This window comes from Brevibacterium sp. ZH18, from assembly GCF_022748595.1.
In the GTDB taxonomy this organism is placed as follows: domain Bacteria; phylum Actinomycetota; class Actinomycetes; order Actinomycetales; family Brevibacteriaceae; genus Brevibacterium.
Genome location: NZ_JALDSX010000017.1, coordinates 1 through 20,468 on the forward strand (window position 1 = coordinate 1; position 20,468 = coordinate 20,468).

Consider the following 20,468-nt stretch of genomic DNA (forward strand, 5'->3'; position numbering starts at 1 on the left):
GCACGGCCGCCTCGGCGATTCGAATCAGGCTGCGCGGACGCCAGGACTTCAAGAAGTCAGGACGCGCGGGCCTACATCAGAATGCGCGCTGCAGGACTGCCTGCTTGACCTCGGCGATCGCCTTGGTGATCTCGATGCCGCGGGGGCAGGCCTCGGTGCAGTTGAAGGTGGTGCGGCAACGCCACACGCCTTCCTTGTCGTTGAGGATCTCGAGACGCATGTCTCCGCCCTCGTCACGCGAATCGAAGATGAAACGGTGCGCGTTGACGATGGCAGCCGGTCCGAAGTACTGGCCGTCGGTCCAGAACACGGGGCACGACGAGGTGCACGAAGCGCAGAGGATGCACTTGGTGGTGTCGTCGAAAGCCTCGCGCTGCTCAGCGGACTGCAGGCGCTCACGTGTCGGCTCGTGGCCTGACGTGATGAGGAAGGGCATGATCTCGCGGTACGACTGGAAGAAGGGCTCCATGTCGACGATGAGGTCCTTCTCCAGGGGCAGACCCTTGATGGCCTCGACGGTGATCGTCTTGGACGTGTCAAGATCCTTGAGCAGGGTCTTGCAGGCCAGACGGTTGCGACCGTTGATGCGCATGGCATCGGATCCGCACACGCCGTGAGCGCAGGACCGGCGGAAGGACAGCGAACCGTCGATCTCCCACTTGATCTTGTGCAGGGCGTCCAGGACACGGTCGGTGCCGTACATCGTGACCTTGTACTCTTCCCAGTGCGCTTCCTCGTCGTTCTCAGGATCGAAACGAGCGATCTGGAAGGTGCAGTCGAAAGAGGGGATCGAACCGCTGTCGCCGGCGATGTGGTCGGGCAGGTCGATCTTCGATGCTGGTTCCGCAGTTGTGCTATCGGTGCTCATCAGTACTTACGCTCCATCGGCTGGTAACGGGTGACGATGACGGGCTTCGTCTCCAGGCGCATGCCGGGGATGCCTTCGGTCTCGGAATCGGGATCGAGGTAGGTCATCGTGTGATGCATGAATCCCTCGTCGTCACGCTTCGGGAAGTCTTCCCGGAAGTGGCCACCGCGTGATTCCTTGCGGTGGATGGCGGCAGTGGTGATGACCTCTGCGAGCTGAAGCAGGAAGCCCAGCTCCACTGCCTCGAGCAGGTCGAGGTTGTACCGCTTGCCACGGTCCTGGATGCCGACGTTGTCGTAGCGCTCGCGCAGTTTCGCGATCTCGTCCAGTGCGGCACGAAGAGTCTCGTCGGTGCGGAAGACCTGGACGTTGGCGTCCATGACTTCCTGCAGATCCTTGCGGATAGCACCGATGCGCTCGGTTCCGTCCGACGTCCGCATCTTTTCGAGCAGCGCGACGACGTCTCCTTCGGAACCTTCCGGGACCACGACGTCATCGGCGGTCTTCGCATATTCCGCGGCGGCGATGCCGGCGCGCTTACCGAAGACGTTGATGTCGAGCAGTGAGTTCGTGCCCAGTCGGTTCGAACCGTGCACGGACACGCAGGCGACCTCACCCGCGGCGTAGAGGCCGGGGATGACGGTGTCGTTGTCGGCCAGCACCTCTGCCTTGATGTTCGTCGGCACGCCGCCCATGGCGTAGTGCGCAGTCGGGAAGACCGGGACTGGCTCCGTGTACGGCTCGACACCGAGGTAGGTGCGAGCGAATTCGGTGATGTCGGGCAGCTTCGCATCGATGTGCGCAGGCTCGAGGTGGGTGAGGTCGAGCAGGACGTAGTCCTTGTTCGGACCGCAACCGCGGCCTTCGCGCACCTCGTTGGCCATCGAACGGGCCACGATGTCACGTGGAGCGAGGTCCTTGATCGTCGGAGCGTAGCGCTCCATGAAGCGCTCACCCTCCGAGTTGCGCAGGATCGCGCCCTCACCACGGGCCGCCTCGGAGAGCAGGATGCCCAGACCGGCGAGGCCTGTGGGATGGAACTGGAAGAACTCCATGTCCTCAAGCGGGATGCCCCGGTTGTAGGTCACGGCCATGCCGTCACCGGTCAGGGTGTGCGCGTTCGAGGTGGTCTTGAAGACCTTGCCCACGCCGCCGGTCGCAAAGACGACCGACTTGGCCTGGAAGACGTGGATCTCACCGGTGGCCAGTTCGTAGGACACGACGCCGGCCGGGCGGCGGACTCCGTCGACCTCGGTCATGATCAGGTCGAGGACGTAGAACTCGTTGTAGAACTCGACGCCGTGCTTGACGCAGTTCTGGTACAGAGTCTGGAGGATCATGTGGCCGGTGCGGTCGGCTGCGTAGCAGGAGCGACGAACCGGGGACTTGCCGTGGTCACGGGTGTGACCACCGAAGCGACGCTGGTCGATCTTGCCTTCAGGGGTCCTGTTGAAGGGCAGCCCCATCTTCTCGAGATCGAGGACGGCGTCGATGGCTTCTTTGGCCATCACCTCGGCGGCGTCCTGGTCGACCAGGTAGTCACCACCCTTGACGGTGTCGAAGGTGTGCCATTCCCAGTTGTCCTCTTCCACGTTCGCCAGTGCGGCGCACATGCCGCCCTGGGCGGCACCGGTGTGTGACCGGGTGGGGTAGAGCTTGGTCAGGACCGCTGTGCGTGCACGCTGGCCGGACTCGATCGCCGCGCGCATGCCTGCGCCACCGGCACCGACGATGACCACGTCGTAATGATGTACCTGCATGTTTCTCCTTTTATGCGGCCGAGCAGAACGACGCCAGCAGTGCTGGGTCGGCTCCGGCCGGGCAGGGATCGAAGGTGAAGATGACGAGCGTGCCGAGCACGATGACGATGGCCGAGGCGATGTAGAGGATCACCTGAAGGCTCATGCGGGTACCTGGCTTCTCGGCATAGTCCATGATGATGGTGCGCAGGCCGTTGGTGCCGTGCAGCATGGCCAGCCAGAGCATCAGGAGGTCCCAGATCTGCCAGAACGGGCTGGCCCATTTGCCTGCGACGAATCCGAAGTCGATGGCCTGAACGCCTTCGCCGGCCCACAGGTTGACGAAGAGGTGGCCGAAGATGAGGATCACGAGGACGATGCCGGAGACTCGCATGAACAGCCATGCGAACATCTCGAACTTCGAACGTGTTGACTTGTGCCGCGAGTAGCCGGTGCGCGGTGCCGGGATCGATGTTGTGCTCATGTCAGCCTCCGAACGTGTGCATCAGCTGGCGGGGCACGAAGGCGATCATGATGATGAGCCATACGATGATGACTCCCCAGAACAGCTTCTTCTGATTTTTCGGTCCGCTCTTCGAGAAGTCGACGAGAATGACGCGAAGACCGTTGAACGCATGGAATGCGATTGCGGCAACGAGTGCGATCTCGCCGAAGGCCATGACCGGAGTCTTATAGGTTCCGATCACGGCGTTGTAAGCCTCTGGCGAGACGCGGACGAGTGCAGTATCGAGCACGTGGACCAACAGGAAGAAGAAGATTCCGACGCCTGTGACGCGATGCGCGACCCAGGACCACATTCCTTCATTTCCTCGGTACAGAGTGCCCGTAGACGCTTTGGCCACGGAGCATCCTCCATCTTGGATAATTCGACTGGTTACATCAAGAAACTACGCCCAACGCCGTCCGGTTGCCAGTCGGAGCGCCGTCGAGGGTGGTGGATCACATTAAGTTCCTGGCAGTTCCCTCAGAATGGCGTCGGCGCGAAACGTTGAAATTCAATTACGGCACGTCCATGTGCCCTAATGAATCCGTTTCGTGTGCTGACCTGGGAGGAGAAATCCTCGCCGAGGTGGGGCTCGGGTGGCGTCGGGCCGTGCCGTGGTCTGGCGGTGAGTTCGGGTTTGCCTCACTCCGACACGGCGGACAACATCGCTGAGACGGTGCCCGAACTTTGAGACACTGGAGGCGTGAACACTCACTTCCACGCCATCATCCCCGCCGGCGGATCCGGAACTCGTCTCTGGCCGCTCTCGCGCAAGGCATCACCGAAATTCCTCCACGACGTGTTGGGCACAGGGAGGAGCCTGCTCCAATCCACCTGGGATCGCGTGGCTCCGCTCGTCAAGCCGGAGAACGTCTGGGTCGTGACCGGAGAGAGTCACCTCGACCAGGTTGCTGACCAGCTTCCCGAACTGTCCCGAACCAAGATCGTTGCAGAACCTTCGCCGAAGGACTCGGCCGCTGCCATCGGGCTCGCAACAATGCTCATCGCGAAGGGGGATCCTGACGCGATCGTCGGGTCGTTCTCCGCTGACCACTCGATCACGAACGTCGACGAGTTCCGTCTCGTCATCGATCAGGCCTGCATCGCTGCCGAGACCGGGGACATCGTCACCGTCGGCATCATGCCGCGCAACCCGGCCACCGCCTATGGCTACATCGAGACCGGGGATCTGCTCGGCCTCGAGGGGGCGCCCACGGCGCGACGGGCGAAGGCGTTCGCCGAGAAGCCCGCCGCCAGCACGGCCCGCCGCTACGTGAATTCCGGCCGATACCGCTGGAACGCCGGTATGTTCATCGCCAAGGCCTCAGCGCTGCTCGAGGTCCTCGAGACCGAGGACCCTGCCCTGCACGCGGGGCTGAGCAGGATTGCCGAGGCCTGGGGGACCGATACCCAAGCGGAAGTGCTCGCCGAGGTGTGGCCCGGGTTGGAGAAGAGAGCCATCGACTACGTCGTGGCCGAGCCCGCCGCCGAGGCCGGACGGGTGATCGTCATCCCCGGTGACTTCGGCTGGGACGACGTCGGTGACTTCGACTCGGTCGCCCGACTGCGGCAGCCGGTGCCGGGGGAGCCTGCCGGAGTCATCTCCATCGGCGGCAACTGCGACCTCCTCGAGATCGACGCCTCAGGGGTCGTCTTCTCAGAATCCAAGCAGCCGCGCACGGTCGCCATCGTCGGCCTCGACGACCTCGTCGTCGTCGACACCGAGGACGTTCTGCTCATTACGTCCCGTTCGCACGCCCAAGATGTGAAGAAGGCGGTCTCGGCCGCGGGGGAGCGCGGTCTCGACGACCTTCTGTAATGTGCTTGTCCGCCCCGCGGCGCTGAGCATCGCCACCCCGCCGCGCGGAGTATGTCGAAATTGGTCGCATTGCGGTCAAATAAGACAATCGGTGCCTAACATTGCAGACAATGTTTCAGAAAACCGACCCGCGCCCCGACGGCGTTGCGCTCCCCGAAGGATCAGACGTGATCAGCTCGACCATTGCCGAGATCGGTGCAGAACTCATCGATTTCCGCCGCGACATCCATGCTCATCCGGAACTGTCCTTCCAGGAGTTCGAGACCACGGACAAGATCGTCCGGCGACTCGAGCAGGCCGGTCTCAAGCCGGTCCGCCTCGATGGCACCGGCGTCGTCTGCGAAGTCGGTGAGGGGCCGATCGCGCTGGCTCTGCGCGCCGACATCGACGCCCTGCCCATCGATGACCTCATCGATGAGGAGTTCAAGTCCACGGTCCCCGGAGTCGCCCATGCCTGCGGCCACGATGTGCACCTGACGGGACTCGTCGGCGCTGCAATTGCGCTGCAGAGACTCCACGAGTCCACACCCGGCGGTCTCGGCGGGCGTGTGCGACTCATCTTCCAACCCGGCGAGGAGGTCACCCCTGGCGGTGCCCTGCGGGTAATTTCGCAGGGAGTCCTCGACGACGTGCCCGAGGTCTACGCCGTCCACTGCGACCCCAACGTCGACGTCGGACGGATCGGCTCCCGCATCGGCGCCATCACCGCCGCCGGTGACACCGTCATCATCCGCCTGTCCGGTCATGGCGGGCACACGTCCCGACCGCACCTGACCGAGGACCTCGTCTACGCACTCGGCAAGCTGGCCACCGATCTGCCGTCGACGCTCGGCCGCCTCATCGATCCCCGGCACGCGATCTCCCTCGTCTGGGGCGAAATCAGCGCGGGTCACGCCGCGAACGTTGTTCCCAGCGAAGGGCTTCTGCGCGGCACGCTGCGCTGCCTCGACGTCGACGGTTGGAATCAGGTCGCCGAGGTGATCCCTGAGCTGGTCGAACGAATCGCCGGCCCGTACGGGGTCGAAGTCGACCTCGAACATCGCCGCGGTGTGCCGCCTGTGGTCAACACAGAGGACCAGGTCGCCCTCATCGAGGCTGCCGTTCGCGACGAACTCGGCGAGAACTCAGTGCAGCTCACCCCGCAGTCCATGGGCGGGGAGGACTTCGCCTGGTACCTCACGCACTGCCCCGGCGCCCTGGTGCGCATGGGCACCCGCACCCCCGGCGGCACCACCTACGACATCCATCAGGGTGACCTGCTCATCGACGAGCGAAGCGTTGAGATCGCCGCTCGGATCTTCACCGCCACCGCGCTGAAGGTCCTGGGGCGGAAGTAGTACAGCCCGACCGGACCGGGGACTCAGGCTGAACCGATAATCTTGGAGATATGAGAACGAAGGCCATGACCACGGTGCTCGGCGCCGGCTTCAGTGCGCTGTGCCTCGTGGCCATGAGCGGCTGTTCGGTGACCGCACCTGAACCTCCCGAAGACGCGACCACGGGGTGCTTGGTCTCGGCTCCCGCAGGATTCGAGGACCACTCGGCCGGGGCGCTCACGCTTGACGAGACGGAGCTGGCTCGATCTGCCGGAATCTTCTCCGCAACCTCGAGCCAGCGCGTCTCGGACTCATCTGCCACCTCGGCGGCTCTGAAGAGGATGAGCGCCCAGCACTGCTCCCTGACTACGGTCATCGGACCAGGCGGTGCCACTGAACTCGGGGACCACGCCAGGCAGAATTCGGATGATCTGTTCCTCGGAGTCGCAAGTGGTCATGAGGACTTCCCGAAGAATGTTCTCAGCATTGACTTCGACCTCGTTCCGCCGGCCTTCATCGCAGGCTACATCGCCGCGACGGCCAGCGAGACGGGCAAGGTCTCGGCCGTCGTCTCGCAGGGCTTTCCGCAGGCGAAGAAGATCCTGAGGGCCTTCGACGGCGGAGTCGATCTGTACAACAAAGAATCGGACGCAGACGTCGAGCGGGTGAAGTCCTACCGCGACTCGTCGGTCAGTGCGAGGACTGTGGCCGACACCGAGGCTGCCGGGCGATCCTTCTTCGACACCGCCGACGACGCGGACGTCGACGTCATGGTGCCCTTCGGATCGGCGGCAGCGATGGGTGTGGTCACAGCCGCGACGGACGCTCGGATGGAGCGTCGGAGCGCGGAGCCGAAACCCGACGGCGAGGCGGACGCGATCCTGCCGAAGATCGTCTGGTACGGGGCCGCGGGGGCATTCAGCAAGACGATCATCGCGACGATCGAACCGAACATCCGCAGAGGCCTGCGCACGATGTTCCCCGAATGGCCGCAGAGCAAGAATCCCGACGAGCTGGTTGAACCGTCGAAGGCCAAACCTGTCGACATGGGCGGGTTCCTCGTCTCCAAACGTCACTATGAGGGCACCCTCGACAACGGCGGCGTCGGCATCGCCGCCGAGGACGGGTTCCTCAGCAGGGTCTCGGACGCCGGGCGCAGCATTGCGGATCTGCGCGAGCGGATCAAGAGCGGAGACATCGATCCCGAGAAGTCCTGAACATGGACGCTGCTGGCTTCAGAGTTCGGGGTCGATTGGCTTCTGATCACAGGGTTGACTCCTCATCTTTGCGACATGGTTCATGACGGGCATTTCTGTCACCGTTCTCGCACCAGCATCCGATAAGCTGTGCGGGTGTTGAATAATCCCGCCGGAGTCGCATCAGACGATCCCATCCTGCAGTTGCCCAAAGTCTCCCTCCACGATCACCTCGACGGCGGACTGCGCCCCGAGACGATGATTGAGCTCGCAGCCGAGATCGGCCACGAGCTGCCGGCTTCCGAGCCGGAAGCGCTCGGCAAATGGTTCAGCGATTCCGCGAACTCCGGCGACTTGGTCCGTTACCTCGAAACGTTCTCCCACACGGTGGCGCTCATGCAGACCCGTGAAGGTCTGGCACGAGTGGCCAAGGAATGGGTTCTCGACCAGGTGGCCGACGGAGTGTTCTATGCAGAGGCCCGGTGGGCACCCGAGCAGCACCTCGAGCGCGGACTCGAACTCGACGATGTCGTCGAAGCCGTCCAGGAAGGCCTCGAGGCCGGAGTCGTCGAAGCCTCGGCGGACGGCAAGTTCATCCGGGTCGGTCAGATCATCACAGCTATGCGTCAGGCCGACAATGCGCTGGCCATTGCCGAACTCGCGATTCGCCATCGGGAGAAGGGCTCGGAGTCCGGTGTAGTCGGCTTCGACATCGCCGGACCGGAGAAGGGATTCCCGCCGTCGGCGCACCTCTCAGCGTTCAATGCACTGCACCAGGCCTACGTTCCTGTGACGATCCACGCCGGTGAGGCCGCAGGCAAGGAATCCATCCACGAGGCGGTCACGATCTGCCACGCGCAGCGCATCGGTCACGGTGCTCGCATCGTTGAAGATATGGACATCGTCGATGGTGAGGGCCAGCTGGGCAGCCTCGCCGCGTGGGTCCTCGATCAGCAGATCCCGCTCGAGCTCTGCCCGAGTTCGAACCTGCAGACGGACATCGGCGGAACCATCGCCTCCCACCCGATCACGGGACTCAAAGACTTGGGCTTCGCCGTCACCATCAACCCGGACAACCGACTGATGTCGGGCACTTCGGTCACGCGTGAGATGCGTCTGCTCGTCGATGAGGCCGGATGGACTCAGACCGACCTCGAGTGGGCCACGGTCAATGCGGTCACCGCCGCCTTCCTGCCCCTCGATGTGCGCGAGCGCATGCTTGACGAGATCCTCATCCCAGGGTTCGCCCGGGTGAATATTTGAGTTCGAAGGACAAACGCTCGAACACACCCGACGGTGCTCAGCCGTCGGGTGGTTCGGCTGAGCCTGCCGGGCACGGTGTTCCCACCCCGCGGGCGATGCTCCTTGTCGTCGTAGTGCTCGGTATCCAGGTCCTGGCCCTGCTCGGATCTGCTCTGTCGTTCATCCTCACCGCATTCAGCGCTGGTGATCTGGCCGGATCGCTCCTGGGCCTGGCCGTGATGTTCCTCATCTTCGCGGCCGGCGTGGCAGCTGCGGCGCGCGGTTCCTGGAAACTCCACCGTTGGGCTCGCCCGGCGGCGATCGCGTTCGAACTGCTCGTCATCGTCTTCGCCTTCAGCGTCATCGGTGGTTCGCTGTGGTTGGGTCTCGGCTGTCTCGTGACAGCGTTGGCGGTCATCATCGGCTATTTCCTGCCGCCGGTCGTCGATGCCTACAACCGGGCGCTCACTGACTGACACCCACTGCGTCGCCGTCAGAGCTTCGGCGGCGCCCATTTCTGGACACTGGCCGCTTGGAACGCAATGAGCCTCGATGGCACCGCGCTGAGAATCGCGTTGCGAATTCCCGCCAACGTCGGTGATTCGAGCTGGAACAACGCGCCCAGGGTCCGAGATCGCTTCGCAATCGCTTGGCTGCGTTTCCGGCGCAGCCCGTCATAGCGCTCGAGAGCTCGGTCGATGTGCGCACACTCGAGAGCTCGGTCGACCTGTGAATGGTCGACCTGCGTACGGTCGACCGAGGGCGCCAGCAGCGCCGTCAGAGTGGCGGCATCCTCGAGCGCCTGTCCGCCGCCCTGCCCCAGGTTCGGCGTCATCGCGTGGGCAGCGTCGCCGAGGAGCACGACGCGTCCGCTGACATAGCTCGACAGGGGAGTGGAGAGGTCGGCGATCGGAGTTCGCTGGATCCGATCAGCCCGCGTGGACGCGATGAGTTCAGCGATCGGCGCATGCCATCGGGCGAAGAGATCGCGCACCGCTGACTTCTCATCGGCAAAGGTCGCATTCTGCGCCATATTGGCCACAGCGAACCAGTACACGCGGCCGTCCTTGAGAGGAGCGATCCCGAATCGCAGTCCTCGGCCCACCGTTTCCCCTGCAGCACCGGCCAGGTCCACCGGACGATCTGTGATTCCGCGCCAGCACGAGTATCCGGAATAGCGAGATCCGATGCCCAACTGCACGCTGTCACGCACTCGGCTGTGCAGTCCATCTGCACCGACGATGAGGTCGAAGTATTCAGTGAGTTCAGCGTCAGGGTGCATGCTCGGATCGGAGGCCGATCTGAGTGCCAATGTCCCATCGTCCCCCGCCGAGGTGACCTCGGCCGAAGTGCGAACCGTGCCCTCGTCGAGTGCGTTGAGGAGAATTCTATGGAGGTCTGCCCGGTCGACTATCCGGAGTTCGCCGACCGAATCGCTGGGCACTTCGGCAATCCATCGCCCATCCGGGCGCCTCTGTCCGGCAGTGAATGATTCGACGCGCTTGTCCGTGACGGCGGCGAACTGCTCTCCCAGGCCCAGGAACTCCAAAGCCCGGAGTCCGTTGGCGAAGATCGACAGGCCCGATCCCGCGGCCCGCACCTCGGCGGCTCGCTCGAACACCGCGACTTGGGCGCCCGCGCGCTGGAGACCCGCAGCCGCGGCCAACCCGCCGATCCCGGCGCCGACTACTGCGATCCTCATCGTGGCCTCCCGGTGCCGTCCGTGGTGGAGACTACTGGCCGAGGTACTCGCCGCAGGCTTCGGTGAGGAAGTCGCCGGCGACGCCGCCCTCTTCGTTGAGGCTGGCTGCTGTCATCTGAATGCCCCACCAGACCTGAGGGGATGCGCCCCACTGCTGACGGAACTCTTCACGCTTCTTAGGATCTGCGGCAAGGTCGTCAGCGGCCAGTGAGATCCGGTCCTGGGCATCATCGGCCGTGCATCGAGCTTCGTCGTCGGGGCCCTTGGGGTCGAGTTCGGGGATGTCGTCGGAGTTCTTGGCCTTCAGCGTGTAGGCCGATCCACCGATCTCCTCAACGGTGAAGGTGCCGTGGATGAGCAGGAACGGTGACTTCTCGGTATCCACGTTCTTCGAGTCGACGGTCACGCTCACACTGTCGGGACTGTCCGCGGTCACCGTCGCGTCCCCGGAATCGGGGACGTCGGGGTTGCCGGCGTGGACATAGACCTTCAGATAGGCGTCGGATTTGTTCGCAGCCGCCTCGGCGAGGCCCTGCCATAGGGGATCTCCGTCCTTCGCGCCGCCAGGGGAGGTGTCGACGATCGAGACCTTCGGCGCATCGTCCGGCGTCTCAATCGGGGTGACCTCCTCTTCGCTCACGGAGGGGCGCGGCTGAGGACGGGTCTCCTCAGGTGTCGACACGCAGGCTGTCGTCGTGGCCAGCAGAGCGGCGGCGGAGAGCAGGGCAAGGGAGCGAAGTCGCATGGTTCCTCGTGAGAAAGTCGTCGTGGCACGTGAACTGAATCTTAGATCTGGTCTCCAGCCTAATCCGAGGGGACGATTCGGCCCGGGCGGACGCGCTGGCGCCGGCCCAATCGTCCCGGTACCGGCCCAATCGTCCTGGTGCCAGTCCCCTCGTCCTGGCGCAGAGTCAATAGTCGTCCAGGCGCGGCCAGCGATCGGGGCAGGTAGGCGAACGACCCGCGGCTGTCGGCGAGCGGGTACCGGACGAACGGACTAGCGGGCGGCGATGAGCTCGCGCAGTCCGACCTTCTGCCGGCCGTCGTCGTCGAAATTGTCCTCGTCGAGCCACTGCACATAGGCCGCGCGCAGCGTCGGCCATTCGGAGTCGATGATCGAGAACCACGCGGTGTTGCGGTTGAGGCCTTTGACCACGAGATGCTGACGGAATGTGCCTTCGAACGTGAATCCGAAGCGCGTTGCTGCTCGCTTGGACGGCTCATTGTCGTCATCGCACTTCCACTCGAAGCGTCGGTACCCGGCGGCGAAGGCGAGATCCGCGCAGAGGAAGAGCGCCTCGGTGGCGGCGCGGGTGCGAGACAGCGCAGGGCCCCACATGATGTTGCCGATCTCGATGACGCCGTTGGCCGCATCGATGCGCATGAGCGCCTGCCTGCCCTCGGCACGTCCGGTCGAACGGTCGACAACTGCGAAGAACAATGGGTCTGGTGACTGGGCTGCGGTGCCGATCCACTCGTCGAAGTCCTCCCGCGACGTCTGTGGGCGCTGGGGCAGATAGCGGAATCGATCCTCGATGCCTTCGGCTGAAGTCGCTGCGAAGAGCGCATCGGTGTGACGGGCCGGGTCGAGGGGTTCGAGGTCGATGTATCGACCGTGGATCGTCTCGCGCCGAGGCGGTTCCACCCCGGTCCAGTGCGTCAGGTCCTGCTGGTCCATGTCGTCACTCCTCGTCACTGTCGAAACCTGTGGAGAGTTCACGGAGAAGTGAGGCCAGCTTACGTCGTCCCGCTGGGGTCAGACGGCTGAGGAGGTCGTGCTCCTTGACCAGGAGATCGGCCAGGGCCGAGTCCACGGTCGCGCGGCCGCCTTCGGTGAGGCGGACGAGGACTCCGCGGCGATCGTCCGGATCGGGCAGGCGTTCGACCCAACCGGCGGTGACCAGGCGGTCGATCCGGTTGGTCATGGTGCCGCTGGTCACCAGGGTCTCCTGCAGGAGAGCGGAGGGGGAGAGCTGGTAGGGCTCACCGGATCGACGCAGAGCTGAGAGCACGTCGAAGGCCCAGCCTTCGATGCCGTAGTCGGTGAAGCTCGTCTTCCGGGCCAGATCCAATTGGCGGGCCAGACGCGAGACACGGGAGAGGATCTCCATCGGGGACACGTCGAGGTCCGGGCGCTCATGGCGCCACGCTGCGACAATCCGATCAACCTCGTCCATGGTCCGATTTTACGTCCATATCAAGAATCTTTGTGCCAAAGATACTTTTTGACGAGACATTTCTTACTCATTGGCTGATTTGGCCTGCACGTTTGGATGGAAGTGCGTGTATAGGAATAAAGTGGTTGGTGGTTGTTGCATCCGTCAACGCACCTGCGGAGCCAAAAGACGCCGCAGCAGAAACGAAGGAATACACGTGGATCTTTTCGAGTATCAAGCACGTGACCTGTTCGAGAAGCACGGAGTGCCCGTGCTCAAGGCTCAGGTCGCGACGACACCAGAAGCAGCGAAGAAGGCAGCCGAGGATCTGGGCGGCGGCGTCGTTGTCGTCAAGTCTCAGGTCAAGATCGGCGGCCGCGGCAAGGCCGGCGGCGTCAAGGTCGCTAAGAACCCTGACGAGGCCGAAGCCCGCGCCAAGGAGATCCTGGGTCTCGATATCAAGGGTCACATCACCGAAAAGGTGATGATCGCCGAAGGCGCAGACATCGCTGAGGAATACTACTTCTCGGTCCTGCTCGACCGGTCCAACCGCACCTACTTGGCCATGTGCTCCAAGGAAGGCGGCATGGAGATCGAGCAGCTCGCGGTGGAACGTCCGGAAGCTCTCGCCAAGATCCCCGTGTCGGCCATCGACGGAATCGATGCGGCGAAGGCCGAAGAGATCGCACAGGCTGCCGGTTTCGATGCCGAGACCGCTGCGAAGATCGCCCCTGTGCTCACGAGCCTGTGGACCGTCTTCGAGAAGGAAGACGCCACTCTCGTAGAGGTCAACCCGCTGGTCAAGACCGGTGCCGGTGACATCATCGCCCTCGACGGCAAGGTGTCCCTCGACGAGAACGCTGACTTCCGTCACCCGGAGCACGAAGAACTGGTTGATGTCAGCGCGGAGAACCCTCTCGAGCTCAAGGCCAAGAAGCTGGGCCTCAACTACGTCAAGCTCGACGGCGAAGTCGGAATCATCGGTAACGGTGCCGGCCTGGTCATGTCGACCCTCGACGTCGTCGCCTACGCGGGTGAGAAGCACAGCAACGTGAAGCCTGCGAACTTCCTCGACATCGGAGGCGGCGCCTCCGCAGAGGTGATGGCCAACGGACTCGACGTCATCCTCGGTGATGACCAGGTCAAGTCGGTCTTCGTCAACGTCTTCGGCGGAATCACCGCGTGCGACGCTGTCGCTACCGGTATCGTCAAGGCGCTTGAGATCCTCGGCGACCAGGCGACCAAGCCTCTCGTCGTCCGCCTCGACGGAAACAACGTCGAAGAAGGGCGCGCGATCCTCAAGGAAGCCGCGAACCCACTCGTCACTCTGACCGACACCATGGACGGTGGAGCCGACAAGGCCGCCGAACTTGCTGCCAAGTAAGGAAAGGTCTTTACACCCATGTCTATCTTCCTGAATTCCGATTCGAAGATCATCGTCCAGGGCATCACTGGCGGCGAAGGAACCAAGCACACTGCGCGCATGCTCGCAGCCGGATCGAACGTCGTCGGCGGTGTCAACGCCCGCAAGGCCGGAACCACCGTCAAGCACAACGACAAAGACGGCAACGAGGTTGAGTTGCCCGTCTTCGGTTCGGTCGCTGAAGCGATGGAAGCCACCGGCGCCGACGTGTCAGTGGCCTTTGTGCCGCCGGCATTCTCCAAGGATGCGGCCATCGAGGCCATCGACGCCAAGATCGGCCTGCTCGTCATCATCACAGAGGGCATCCCGGTTCAGGACGCTGCTGAGGTTTGGGCTCGCGCTCAGGCCGCAGACAACGCGACCCGCATCATCGGACCCAACTGCCCGGGCATCATCTCGCCCGAGGCATCGCTGGCCGGCATCATCCCGGCCAACATCACCAAGAAGGGCCGCCTCGGACTGGTCTCCAAGTCCGGCACGCTGACCTACCAGATGATGTACGAACTGCGGGATCTCGGTTTCTCGACGGCTATCGGGATCGGTGGTGACCCGGTCATCGGCACCACTCACATCGATGCGCTTGAGGCGTTCCAGAACGATCCTGAGACCGACGCCATCGTCATGATCGGCGAGATCGGCGGAGACGCCGAAGAGCGCGCCGCGGCCTACATCAAGGACAACGTGACCAAGCCGGTCGTCGGCTACGTCGCGGGCTTCACCGCTCCTGAGGGCAAGACCATGGGCCACGCCGGCGCCATCGTCTCCGGTTCCTCAGGCACCGCGGCAGCCAAGAAGGAAGCACTTGAGGCTGCAGGAGTGAAGGTCGGCAAGACCCCGACCGAAACTGCTGAACTCATGCGCGAAATCCTCGCCTGAGCCGTCTGATGATCAGCTTCGGCTGAATCGCAGAACAGCATCGAAGCCCGTCTCCGGTCTCGGAGGCGGGCTTCGTGCATGCGGTGGTGCCGGTGCTGCAGTCTCAGGTGCTGCAGTCTCAGAGGGCCGCGAATTCGACAGCGATGCCAAGGTCATCGAGTCGATGTCGATCGCTTGACGCCACTCTGTCATCGGTGATGATCAGATCAAGGTCTTCGAGTGCGACGGCACGGAGTCGGGCGTGGGTGCCGAACTTCCCGGAGTCGGCAAGGAGGATCGTTCGCCCTGCAGCTTCTCTGGCGGCACGTTTGAGGATGAGCTTGTCGGTCTCCGACGTGGTCAGGCCGTGGTCGATATCCCAGGCCCCGGCGCTGAGGAACGCGATGTCGATCGACAGGCTGGACAGCGTCGCCGCGGCCAGAGGGCCACTGGATGAACCGCTGTTGATGTCGACGAAACCGCCGGTGTGAACCGCTGTGATGTTCTCATCCATGAGCCGCATGGCTGAGAGGAAGTCATTGGTGACGACTGTCAGGCCGGCGATGTCTGTCAGCTGCCCGACCAGTGCCTCGCACGTGGTGCCCGCGTCGAGGAACACTGTGGAGCCGGGGCGGACATGCGTCGCGGCGGCTCGGGCGATTGACTGTTTGGCGGTTGTCTCGAGCGCTGCCCGGGGAGCGCGTTCGACGGGAGTCTCCTGGCTTCTCTGGTCGAGCAGGCGGACGCCGCCGTGCACCGACTCGACCAGTCCTGCGTCTTCCAGTGCGGCGATGTCTCTCCGCACAGTCATATGGGAAACATTCATCCTGGCTGTGAGTTCACGGACGCTGAGGACCACTGAGGTGCGCAGGAGTTCGACGATCTCATGCTGCCGCTGATCGGGGATCATCGGAGCGGAAGAACTCCGCGGCGAGGGAGGCGTCAGTGGCGTGGAATGCTTGGATTGTGTGGGCACAGATTCGAGAGTATCAACAGTGCACACTCATTCACATAGATTCCCAGAGTCTGTGAATTATTGTGATAATGTGCGTGAATATGTTAACGAAGTTCGAGGCCCTGCGGGCTATTCACGACACCGGCGCCGTACTCATCATTCGACTTGATTCCGAGGAGGAGGCGCTGGCTGTCTCCCACGCGGCGATCGCCGGTGGGATCCGCGCCTTGGAGATCACACTCTCGGTCCCCGGTGCCAAACGGATCATCACGAAGCTCAGTGAGGAATACGCTTCGCAGGGCATCGTCATCGGCGCCGGAACCGTGCTGGATGCTCAGTCGGCTTTCGCCTGCGTCGATGCAGGCGCGCAGATGCTCGTCAGCCCCAACCTTGATCCCGGAATGCTCAACGTCGCGAACCGATATCAGGCTGTGAGCATCAGCGGTGCCTTCACGCCCACCGAGGTCGTTGATACCTTGAGTGCCGGTGCCGACATTGTCAAGCTCTTTCCCACAGAGATTTCAGGTCCCGGTTATCTCAAGACTGTTCGCGCCCCGCTGGCACAGGCTCCGATTCTGCCGGCCGGAAGTGCGAATCCCGACAACGTTGGGGAATGGATCGCCGCGGGTGCCGCAGCCATCGGAATCGGCAGCTATGTCACCAAGGCCGCCAAGGCCAGCGGCGACTACAACGATGTCACCATCGCTGCTCGTGCCATGCTCGAAGCAATCTCCGCGGCGCGCGGACTCGGAGTCCAGGGATGAGCGCGGTCACGGCTCAGAGCAGGAAGAAGCGGACAGAGAATCCGCGGCGGCTGCGCTGGGTCTTCGTCGTACTTCTCGTCGTCGGTGGAATCGTCAACTACCTCGACCGCTCCACGCTCAGCATCGGCAATACGACCATCGCCGCAGAATTCGATCTCAGTGCGACTCAGATGGGTCTGCTTCTCTCGGCATTCTCCTGGCCCTATGCGATTGCGAACCTGCCCGCGGGCTACCTCGTCGACAAGCTGGGTGCCAAGAAGATGTTTGCCTTCGCCTCCGGTGCCTGGTCGCTCGTAGGAATCGTGACCGCCGCCGCGAATTCCTTCGGGGTGCTCTATGCTCTCCGCGTGGCGCTCGGCGTTGCGGAGTCTCCGTTCTTCACCGCTGGCCTCAAAGTCAACGAGCGCTGGTTCTCCTCCAAGGAACGAGCGTTCCCGATTGCGCTGGTCAACACCGGTTCTCAGATCGCGAATGCGCTGGCTCCTCCCTTGCTCACCTTCCTTCTGATGACGATGTCCTGGCGCGGGATGTTCATCGTCGTCGGCGTCCTCGGCCTCCTGGTCATGGTTGTGTGGCTGCGCATCTACCGGGACCCGACTCTGCGTGAGGAGTACATCCTCAAGAGCGAAGACGGTTTCACCGATCCGGATGAACAGGCCGATTCGAACGGTTCCGCGGGGGCCGCATCACCCCACACCCCAGGGCACGAAGCGTCCGCAGGTGCGACGTCCGCAAGTGCGACGTCCGATGCCGACGTCATCGTTGAAGGTGCGAAGAAGGTGGGGTGGGGCACGCTCTTCGCTCAGCCCAACACCTACTTCATGATCATCGGTGCATTCGGCATCTTCTACACAGTCTGGGTCTATCTCACTTGGCTGCCCAGCTACATTGAGACCGATCTCGGCTTCAGCCTGCAGGAGACCGGCTGGTTGGCGGCCCTGCCATTCCTGATGGGAGTCCTCGGGGTTCTGACCGGCGGCTGGTTCTCCGGTTACCTCATCCGACAGGGTCGGCCGGCAATCTTCGCCCGCAAGGTTCCCATCGTCGGTGGTGCCGTCCTGGCGGCCGCCTCGGTCTTCCCGACGGCGTATGTCGACAACGTCTCGACGATCATCGCGTTGCTGAGCCTCGGCTATTTCTTCTCCCAGGTTCCCATCGGGTGTCTGTGGACTCTGGCCTCCGACGTGGCGCCGAGCGAACAGGTGGCGTCCTTGGGCTCCATTCAGAACTTCGGAGGATTCATCGGAGCGGCCCTTGCCCCGATCGTCACCGGTTGGCTGGTTGACACTACCGGTAACTTCAACTCGGTCTTCATGGTGGGCGCAGTCCTGCTTGTCGTCGGTGCGATCTCCTACGGATTCTTCGTCAAGGACCGCTCGCAGGAACAGCGATGAGCATCGATCGACCGACGATCTTCATCGTCATCGGACCTGCTGGCAGCGGCAAATCCAGTGTGAGCACGGCCCTTGCTGAGGAATACGCGGCGGCGTATCTCGACAAGGACGAGGTCTGCGGCAGGCTCACTGAAGCGCTGCTTGAGATCGCCGGAACGGACCCGGCCAGCCGCGACGACAATCCGGTCTATCAGGGGCAGGTGATGGATCTCGAGTACCAGACGCTGATGGCGGTGGCGGGTACCAACCTGCGTCTGGGGCGAAGTGTGGTCCTCGACGGCCCGTTCGGCAGGTATCTGCCGGAACCTGCCTTCCTTGAACAGAATGCCGCAGACCATGCCTGGCCTGAAGCTGACTGGGTCGTCGTTCGCGTGGCCGTTGATGGCGAGGCGATTCGAAGCAGGGTCGCGGCTCGTGGGCTCTCACGCGATCGATGGAAGCTTGCGAACTGGGATGAGTTCTGGTCTCAGGCATCGGCGGTCGACTGCAGATGGACGGGAGCCGAGGTCATTCATGTCGACAATGCACGACACGGTTTCGACCGTGCTGAGGTCATCGCTCAGATCGAGCGACAGTTAAGCGACCCGCGCTGACCACCGCTGATCAACCGCTGACCCGCGCTGACCCGCGCTGACCACCGCTGACCCGCGCTGACCAGCACTGACCAACCGCTGACCCACCGCTGACCCGCGCTGACCACCGCTGTCATCGCGCACCGGTGGCTTCGCCCTCCATGCCGTCGGCACCAGATCATGCCTGGGCAGAGGTCGTTGGTGGAACCGGCTGTGCGGGATGGTCAAGTGGCGATAGCCTGAGTGTGTGAATGAGCAGACTTCGCTGTCCCAGAACCCGCCCGCTGACCGCAGTGCCACCGTGCCGCCGGTCGACACCTCTCCCGAGGTCCTTCCGCGCAATTTCGGATCTGACAACTGGGCTGGGGCTCATCCGGAGGTCATCGCAGCGATCGTCGAGGCCAACGTCGGCCATGCTCCCGGCTATGGCGGCGATCCTTGGACGGATCGATTCAAAGAGATCGCGAAGCAGCATTTCGGCCCGACCGCCTCGGCGTATCCGGTATTCAACGGCACCGGCGCCAACGTGCTCGCACTGCAGTCGGCCCTGCCGCGCTGGGCTGCGGTCATCACCGCGCAGAGCGCTCACATCAACTACGACGAGACCGGCGCCCCGGAGAAGGTCGGCGGGCTCAAGATCATCGGTGCTGCCACGCCTGACGGGAAGCTGACGCCGGAGATCATCGAACGCTCAGACCTCGGCCGCGGCAATGAGCACAACGCCCAGCCCCTGGCCGTGAGCATCTCCCAGTCCACCGAGTGGGGCACGACCTACCGGCCGGAAGAGATCCTCGCGATCGCGGATACCGCGCATCGGCTCGACATGATCCTCCACGTCGATGGCTCCAGGCTGGGCAACGCCGCCGCATTCCTCGACACGGATCTGGGTTCGATCACCACCGCGGCCGGTGTCGACATCATCAGCCTGGGCGGGACGAAGAACGGGCTCCTCGGCGCCGAGGCGATCATCGTCCTGGACGAGAACATCGGGCAGGGAATGCCGTTCCTGCGCAAGATGAATCTGCAGCTGGCCTCGAAGATGCGCTTCCTCTCCGCCCAGCTGGGTGCCCTCTATGAAGGCGATCTGTGGCGAACCTCGGCGAATCACGCGAACACGATGGCTCAGCGCCTGGAGGCCGGCCTCGCCGAGGCGGTCTCCGCCGGCTGTGCACCCGGGCTGTCCCTGGTTCAGAAGGTCGAATCCAATGTGGTCTTCGTCCGCATGCCACCGGAGACCGCGGCACGGGCCAGGCAGAAGTTCGCCTTCGCGAACTGGCCGCTCGAGGACGACATCGTCCGCCTGATGTGCGCCTTCGACACCACAGCCGACGATGTCGATGCCCTGGTCAGTGCCATCATCGACGGCTGACGCGGCAATCAGCGACGGCTGACAGGGCCATCATCGACGGCTGAGGCGGCCATCAGCGACGGCTGACGCGGCCGTGGTCGTGGACTGCCGACCGTTGTGCTGTGCGCGCGGGGTGTGCGCGCAGAAGCACTCCCCGCGGTGCCTACTTCTTCTTGGCCGCCTTGACCGAGACGACGGGCACTTCGGATTCCAAGATGATGCGCTGAGCCGTCGATCCCATGATGAGCTTGCCGACGGGGGAGCGGCGACGCGATCCGATCACGACCATGCGTGTGTCGTCGGTCGCCTCGGCGAGGGCCAGGAGCTCTTCGACGGGATCATTGCCGCGCAGGAACTGCAGGATCTCGTGGGAGACTCCGGAGGAGCGGAGGGCCTCTTTGAGCTCCTCCATGTCCTGATTGGTGGCCACGCCTCGTTCGTCGGGAGTCTCGCCGATTCCGGCATTGAGCACGATCACGGTGTCATCGAAGGCCTTGGCCTGGTCGATGCCGAATGTGACGGCTGCTTTGCCTTCGGGCGAGGGGGAATAGCCGACGAGAATTGTCATGATCTCTCCTGGTACGACAGTGGACGAAGTTTGCTCAATCAATAGC

21 protein-coding genes are annotated in these 20,468 nt (G+C 63.5%); 11 read left to right on the forward strand and 10 right to left on the reverse strand.

All coding sequences use genetic code 11. The features are described 5' to 3' along the window. Positions 1 to 76 precede the first annotated feature (76 nt). From MPN20_RS08285 to sdhC, 4 genes are read right to left on the reverse strand one after another with little or no spacing between them, the layout of a single operon-like run. On the reverse strand, positions 77 to 868 hold the full coding sequence (locus tag MPN20_RS08285) for a succinate dehydrogenase iron-sulfur subunit (RefSeq protein ID WP_242781073.1): 792 nt from the start codon (positions 866 to 868) through the stop codon (positions 77 to 79). Then, the gene (sdhA, locus tag MPN20_RS08290; RefSeq protein WP_242781074.1) at positions 868 to 2,628 is read right to left on the reverse strand and encodes a succinate dehydrogenase flavoprotein subunit; all 1,761 of its coding nucleotides are present in this window, start codon (positions 2,626 to 2,628) and stop codon (positions 868 to 870) included. The genes MPN20_RS08285 and sdhA overlap by 1 nt, the downstream gene beginning before the upstream one ends. Positions 2,629 to 2,638: 10 nt before the next feature. Continuing rightward, positions 2,639 to 3,091, reverse strand: coding sequence for a succinate dehydrogenase hydrophobic membrane anchor subunit (locus MPN20_RS08295; protein ID WP_242781076.1), 453 nt, complete (start codon positions 3,089 to 3,091; stop codon positions 2,639 to 2,641). 1 nt (position 3,092) lies between these two features. After that, positions 3,093 to 3,470 carry a succinate dehydrogenase, cytochrome b556 subunit gene (gene sdhC, locus MPN20_RS08300; RefSeq protein ID WP_242781078.1) on the reverse strand — a complete coding sequence of 126 codons (378 nt, stop codon included), beginning with the start codon at positions 3,468 to 3,470 and terminating at the stop codon, positions 3,093 to 3,095. Between the two features lie 345 nt (positions 3,471 to 3,815). Here sdhC and MPN20_RS08305 point away from each other — a divergent pair, with 345 nt between their 5' ends. The 5 genes from MPN20_RS08305 (at position 3,816) to MPN20_RS08325 (ending at position 9,161) form a co-directional block, all read left to right on the forward strand. Beyond that, complete coding sequence (locus tag MPN20_RS08305; protein ID WP_242781079.1) at positions 3,816 to 4,931, forward strand: mannose-1-phosphate guanylyltransferase; 1,116 nt, start codon at positions 3,816 to 3,818, stop codon at positions 4,929 to 4,931. Between the two features lie 110 nt (positions 4,932 to 5,041). Beyond that, a complete protein-coding gene (locus MPN20_RS08310) occupies positions 5,042 to 6,268 on the forward strand; it encodes an amidohydrolase (RefSeq protein ID WP_242781081.1) in 1,227 nt (408 codons plus the stop codon). Between the two features lie 50 nt (positions 6,269 to 6,318). Next, positions 6,319 to 7,464, forward strand: coding sequence for a BMP family ABC transporter substrate-binding protein (locus tag MPN20_RS08315; protein WP_242781083.1), 1,146 nt, complete (start codon positions 6,319 to 6,321; stop codon positions 7,462 to 7,464). Between the two features lie 135 nt (positions 7,465 to 7,599). After that, positions 7,600 to 8,706, forward strand: coding sequence for an adenosine deaminase (locus tag MPN20_RS08320; RefSeq protein WP_242781084.1), 1,107 nt, complete (start codon positions 7,600 to 7,602; stop codon positions 8,704 to 8,706). Continuing rightward, on the forward strand, positions 8,703 to 9,161 hold the full coding sequence (locus MPN20_RS08325; protein WP_242781085.1) for a hypothetical protein: 459 nt from the start codon (positions 8,703 to 8,705) through the stop codon (positions 9,159 to 9,161). The genes MPN20_RS08320 and MPN20_RS08325 overlap by 4 nt, the downstream gene beginning before the upstream one ends. Before the next feature lie 17 nt (positions 9,162 to 9,178). Here MPN20_RS08325 and MPN20_RS08330 read toward each other — a convergent pair whose 3' ends face one another. From MPN20_RS08330 to MPN20_RS08345, 4 genes are all read right to left on the reverse strand, one after another. Continuing rightward, complete coding sequence (locus MPN20_RS08330; protein WP_242781087.1) at positions 9,179 to 10,387, reverse strand: FAD-dependent monooxygenase; 1,209 nt, start codon at positions 10,385 to 10,387, stop codon at positions 9,179 to 9,181. A gap of 31 nt (positions 10,388 to 10,418) precedes the next feature. Continuing rightward, on the reverse strand, positions 10,419 to 11,132 hold the full coding sequence (locus MPN20_RS08335) for a hypothetical protein (protein ID WP_242781088.1): 714 nt from the start codon (positions 11,130 to 11,132) through the stop codon (positions 10,419 to 10,421). A gap of 252 nt (positions 11,133 to 11,384) precedes the next feature. Next, positions 11,385 to 12,065: a GNAT family protein gene (locus MPN20_RS08340; protein WP_242781089.1), complete on the reverse strand. Its 681-nt coding sequence runs from the start codon at positions 12,063 to 12,065 to the stop codon at positions 11,385 to 11,387. A 4-nt stretch (positions 12,066 to 12,069) separates the two neighbouring features. After that, the gene (locus MPN20_RS08345) at positions 12,070 to 12,564 is read right to left on the reverse strand and encodes a MarR family transcriptional regulator (RefSeq protein ID WP_242781090.1); all 495 of its coding nucleotides are present in this window, start codon (positions 12,562 to 12,564) and stop codon (positions 12,070 to 12,072) included. A gap of 196 nt (positions 12,565 to 12,760) precedes the next feature. Between MPN20_RS08345 and sucC the strand changes: the two genes are divergently transcribed. Both sucC and sucD read left to right on the forward strand, forming a co-directional pair. After that, positions 12,761 to 13,927, forward strand: coding sequence for an ADP-forming succinate--CoA ligase subunit beta (sucC, locus tag MPN20_RS08350; protein WP_242781092.1), 1,167 nt, complete (start codon positions 12,761 to 12,763; stop codon positions 13,925 to 13,927). Positions 13,928 to 13,945: 18 nt separating this feature from the next. Beyond that, the gene (gene sucD, locus MPN20_RS08355; RefSeq protein ID WP_242781093.1) at positions 13,946 to 14,842 is read left to right on the forward strand and encodes a succinate--CoA ligase subunit alpha; all 897 of its coding nucleotides are present in this window, start codon (positions 13,946 to 13,948) and stop codon (positions 14,840 to 14,842) included. A 118-nt stretch (positions 14,843 to 14,960) separates the two neighbouring features. On the opposite strand, the gene MPN20_RS08360 is transcribed toward sucD, so the two are convergent. Next, positions 14,961 to 15,731, reverse strand: a complete 771-nt coding sequence (locus tag MPN20_RS08360) for a DeoR/GlpR family DNA-binding transcription regulator (RefSeq protein WP_242781094.1) — start codon at positions 15,729 to 15,731, stop codon at positions 14,961 to 14,963. A gap of 146 nt (positions 15,732 to 15,877) precedes the next feature. Here MPN20_RS08360 and MPN20_RS08365 point away from each other — a divergent pair, with 146 nt between their 5' ends. The 4 genes from MPN20_RS08365 (at position 15,878) to MPN20_RS08380 (ending at position 19,875) form a co-directional block, all read left to right on the forward strand. Continuing rightward, a complete protein-coding gene (locus tag MPN20_RS08365; protein ID WP_242781095.1) occupies positions 15,878 to 16,540 on the forward strand; it encodes a hypothetical protein in 663 nt (220 codons plus the stop codon). Continuing rightward, positions 16,537 to 17,934 (forward strand): MFS transporter, encoded by a 1,398-nt coding sequence (locus MPN20_RS08370; RefSeq protein ID WP_242781096.1) that lies wholly within the window; start codon positions 16,537 to 16,539, stop codon positions 17,932 to 17,934. Before MPN20_RS08365 ends, MPN20_RS08370 begins: the two co-directional genes overlap by 4 nt. Next, on the forward strand, positions 17,931 to 18,527 hold the full coding sequence (locus MPN20_RS08375) for an AAA family ATPase (protein WP_242781097.1): 597 nt from the start codon (positions 17,931 to 17,933) through the stop codon (positions 18,525 to 18,527). The genes MPN20_RS08370 and MPN20_RS08375 overlap by 4 nt, the downstream gene beginning before the upstream one ends. A 280-nt stretch (positions 18,528 to 18,807) precedes the next feature. Next, positions 18,808 to 19,875: a beta-eliminating lyase-related protein gene (locus MPN20_RS08380; RefSeq protein WP_242781182.1), complete on the forward strand. Its 1,068-nt coding sequence runs from the start codon at positions 18,808 to 18,810 to the stop codon at positions 19,873 to 19,875. 142 nt (positions 19,876 to 20,017) lie between these two features. On the opposite strand, the gene MPN20_RS08385 is transcribed toward MPN20_RS08380, so the two are convergent. Continuing rightward, the gene (locus MPN20_RS08385; protein ID WP_242781102.1) at positions 20,018 to 20,422 is read right to left on the reverse strand and encodes a universal stress protein; all 405 of its coding nucleotides are present in this window, start codon (positions 20,420 to 20,422) and stop codon (positions 20,018 to 20,020) included. Between the last annotated feature and the right edge of the window lie 46 nt (positions 20,423 to 20,468).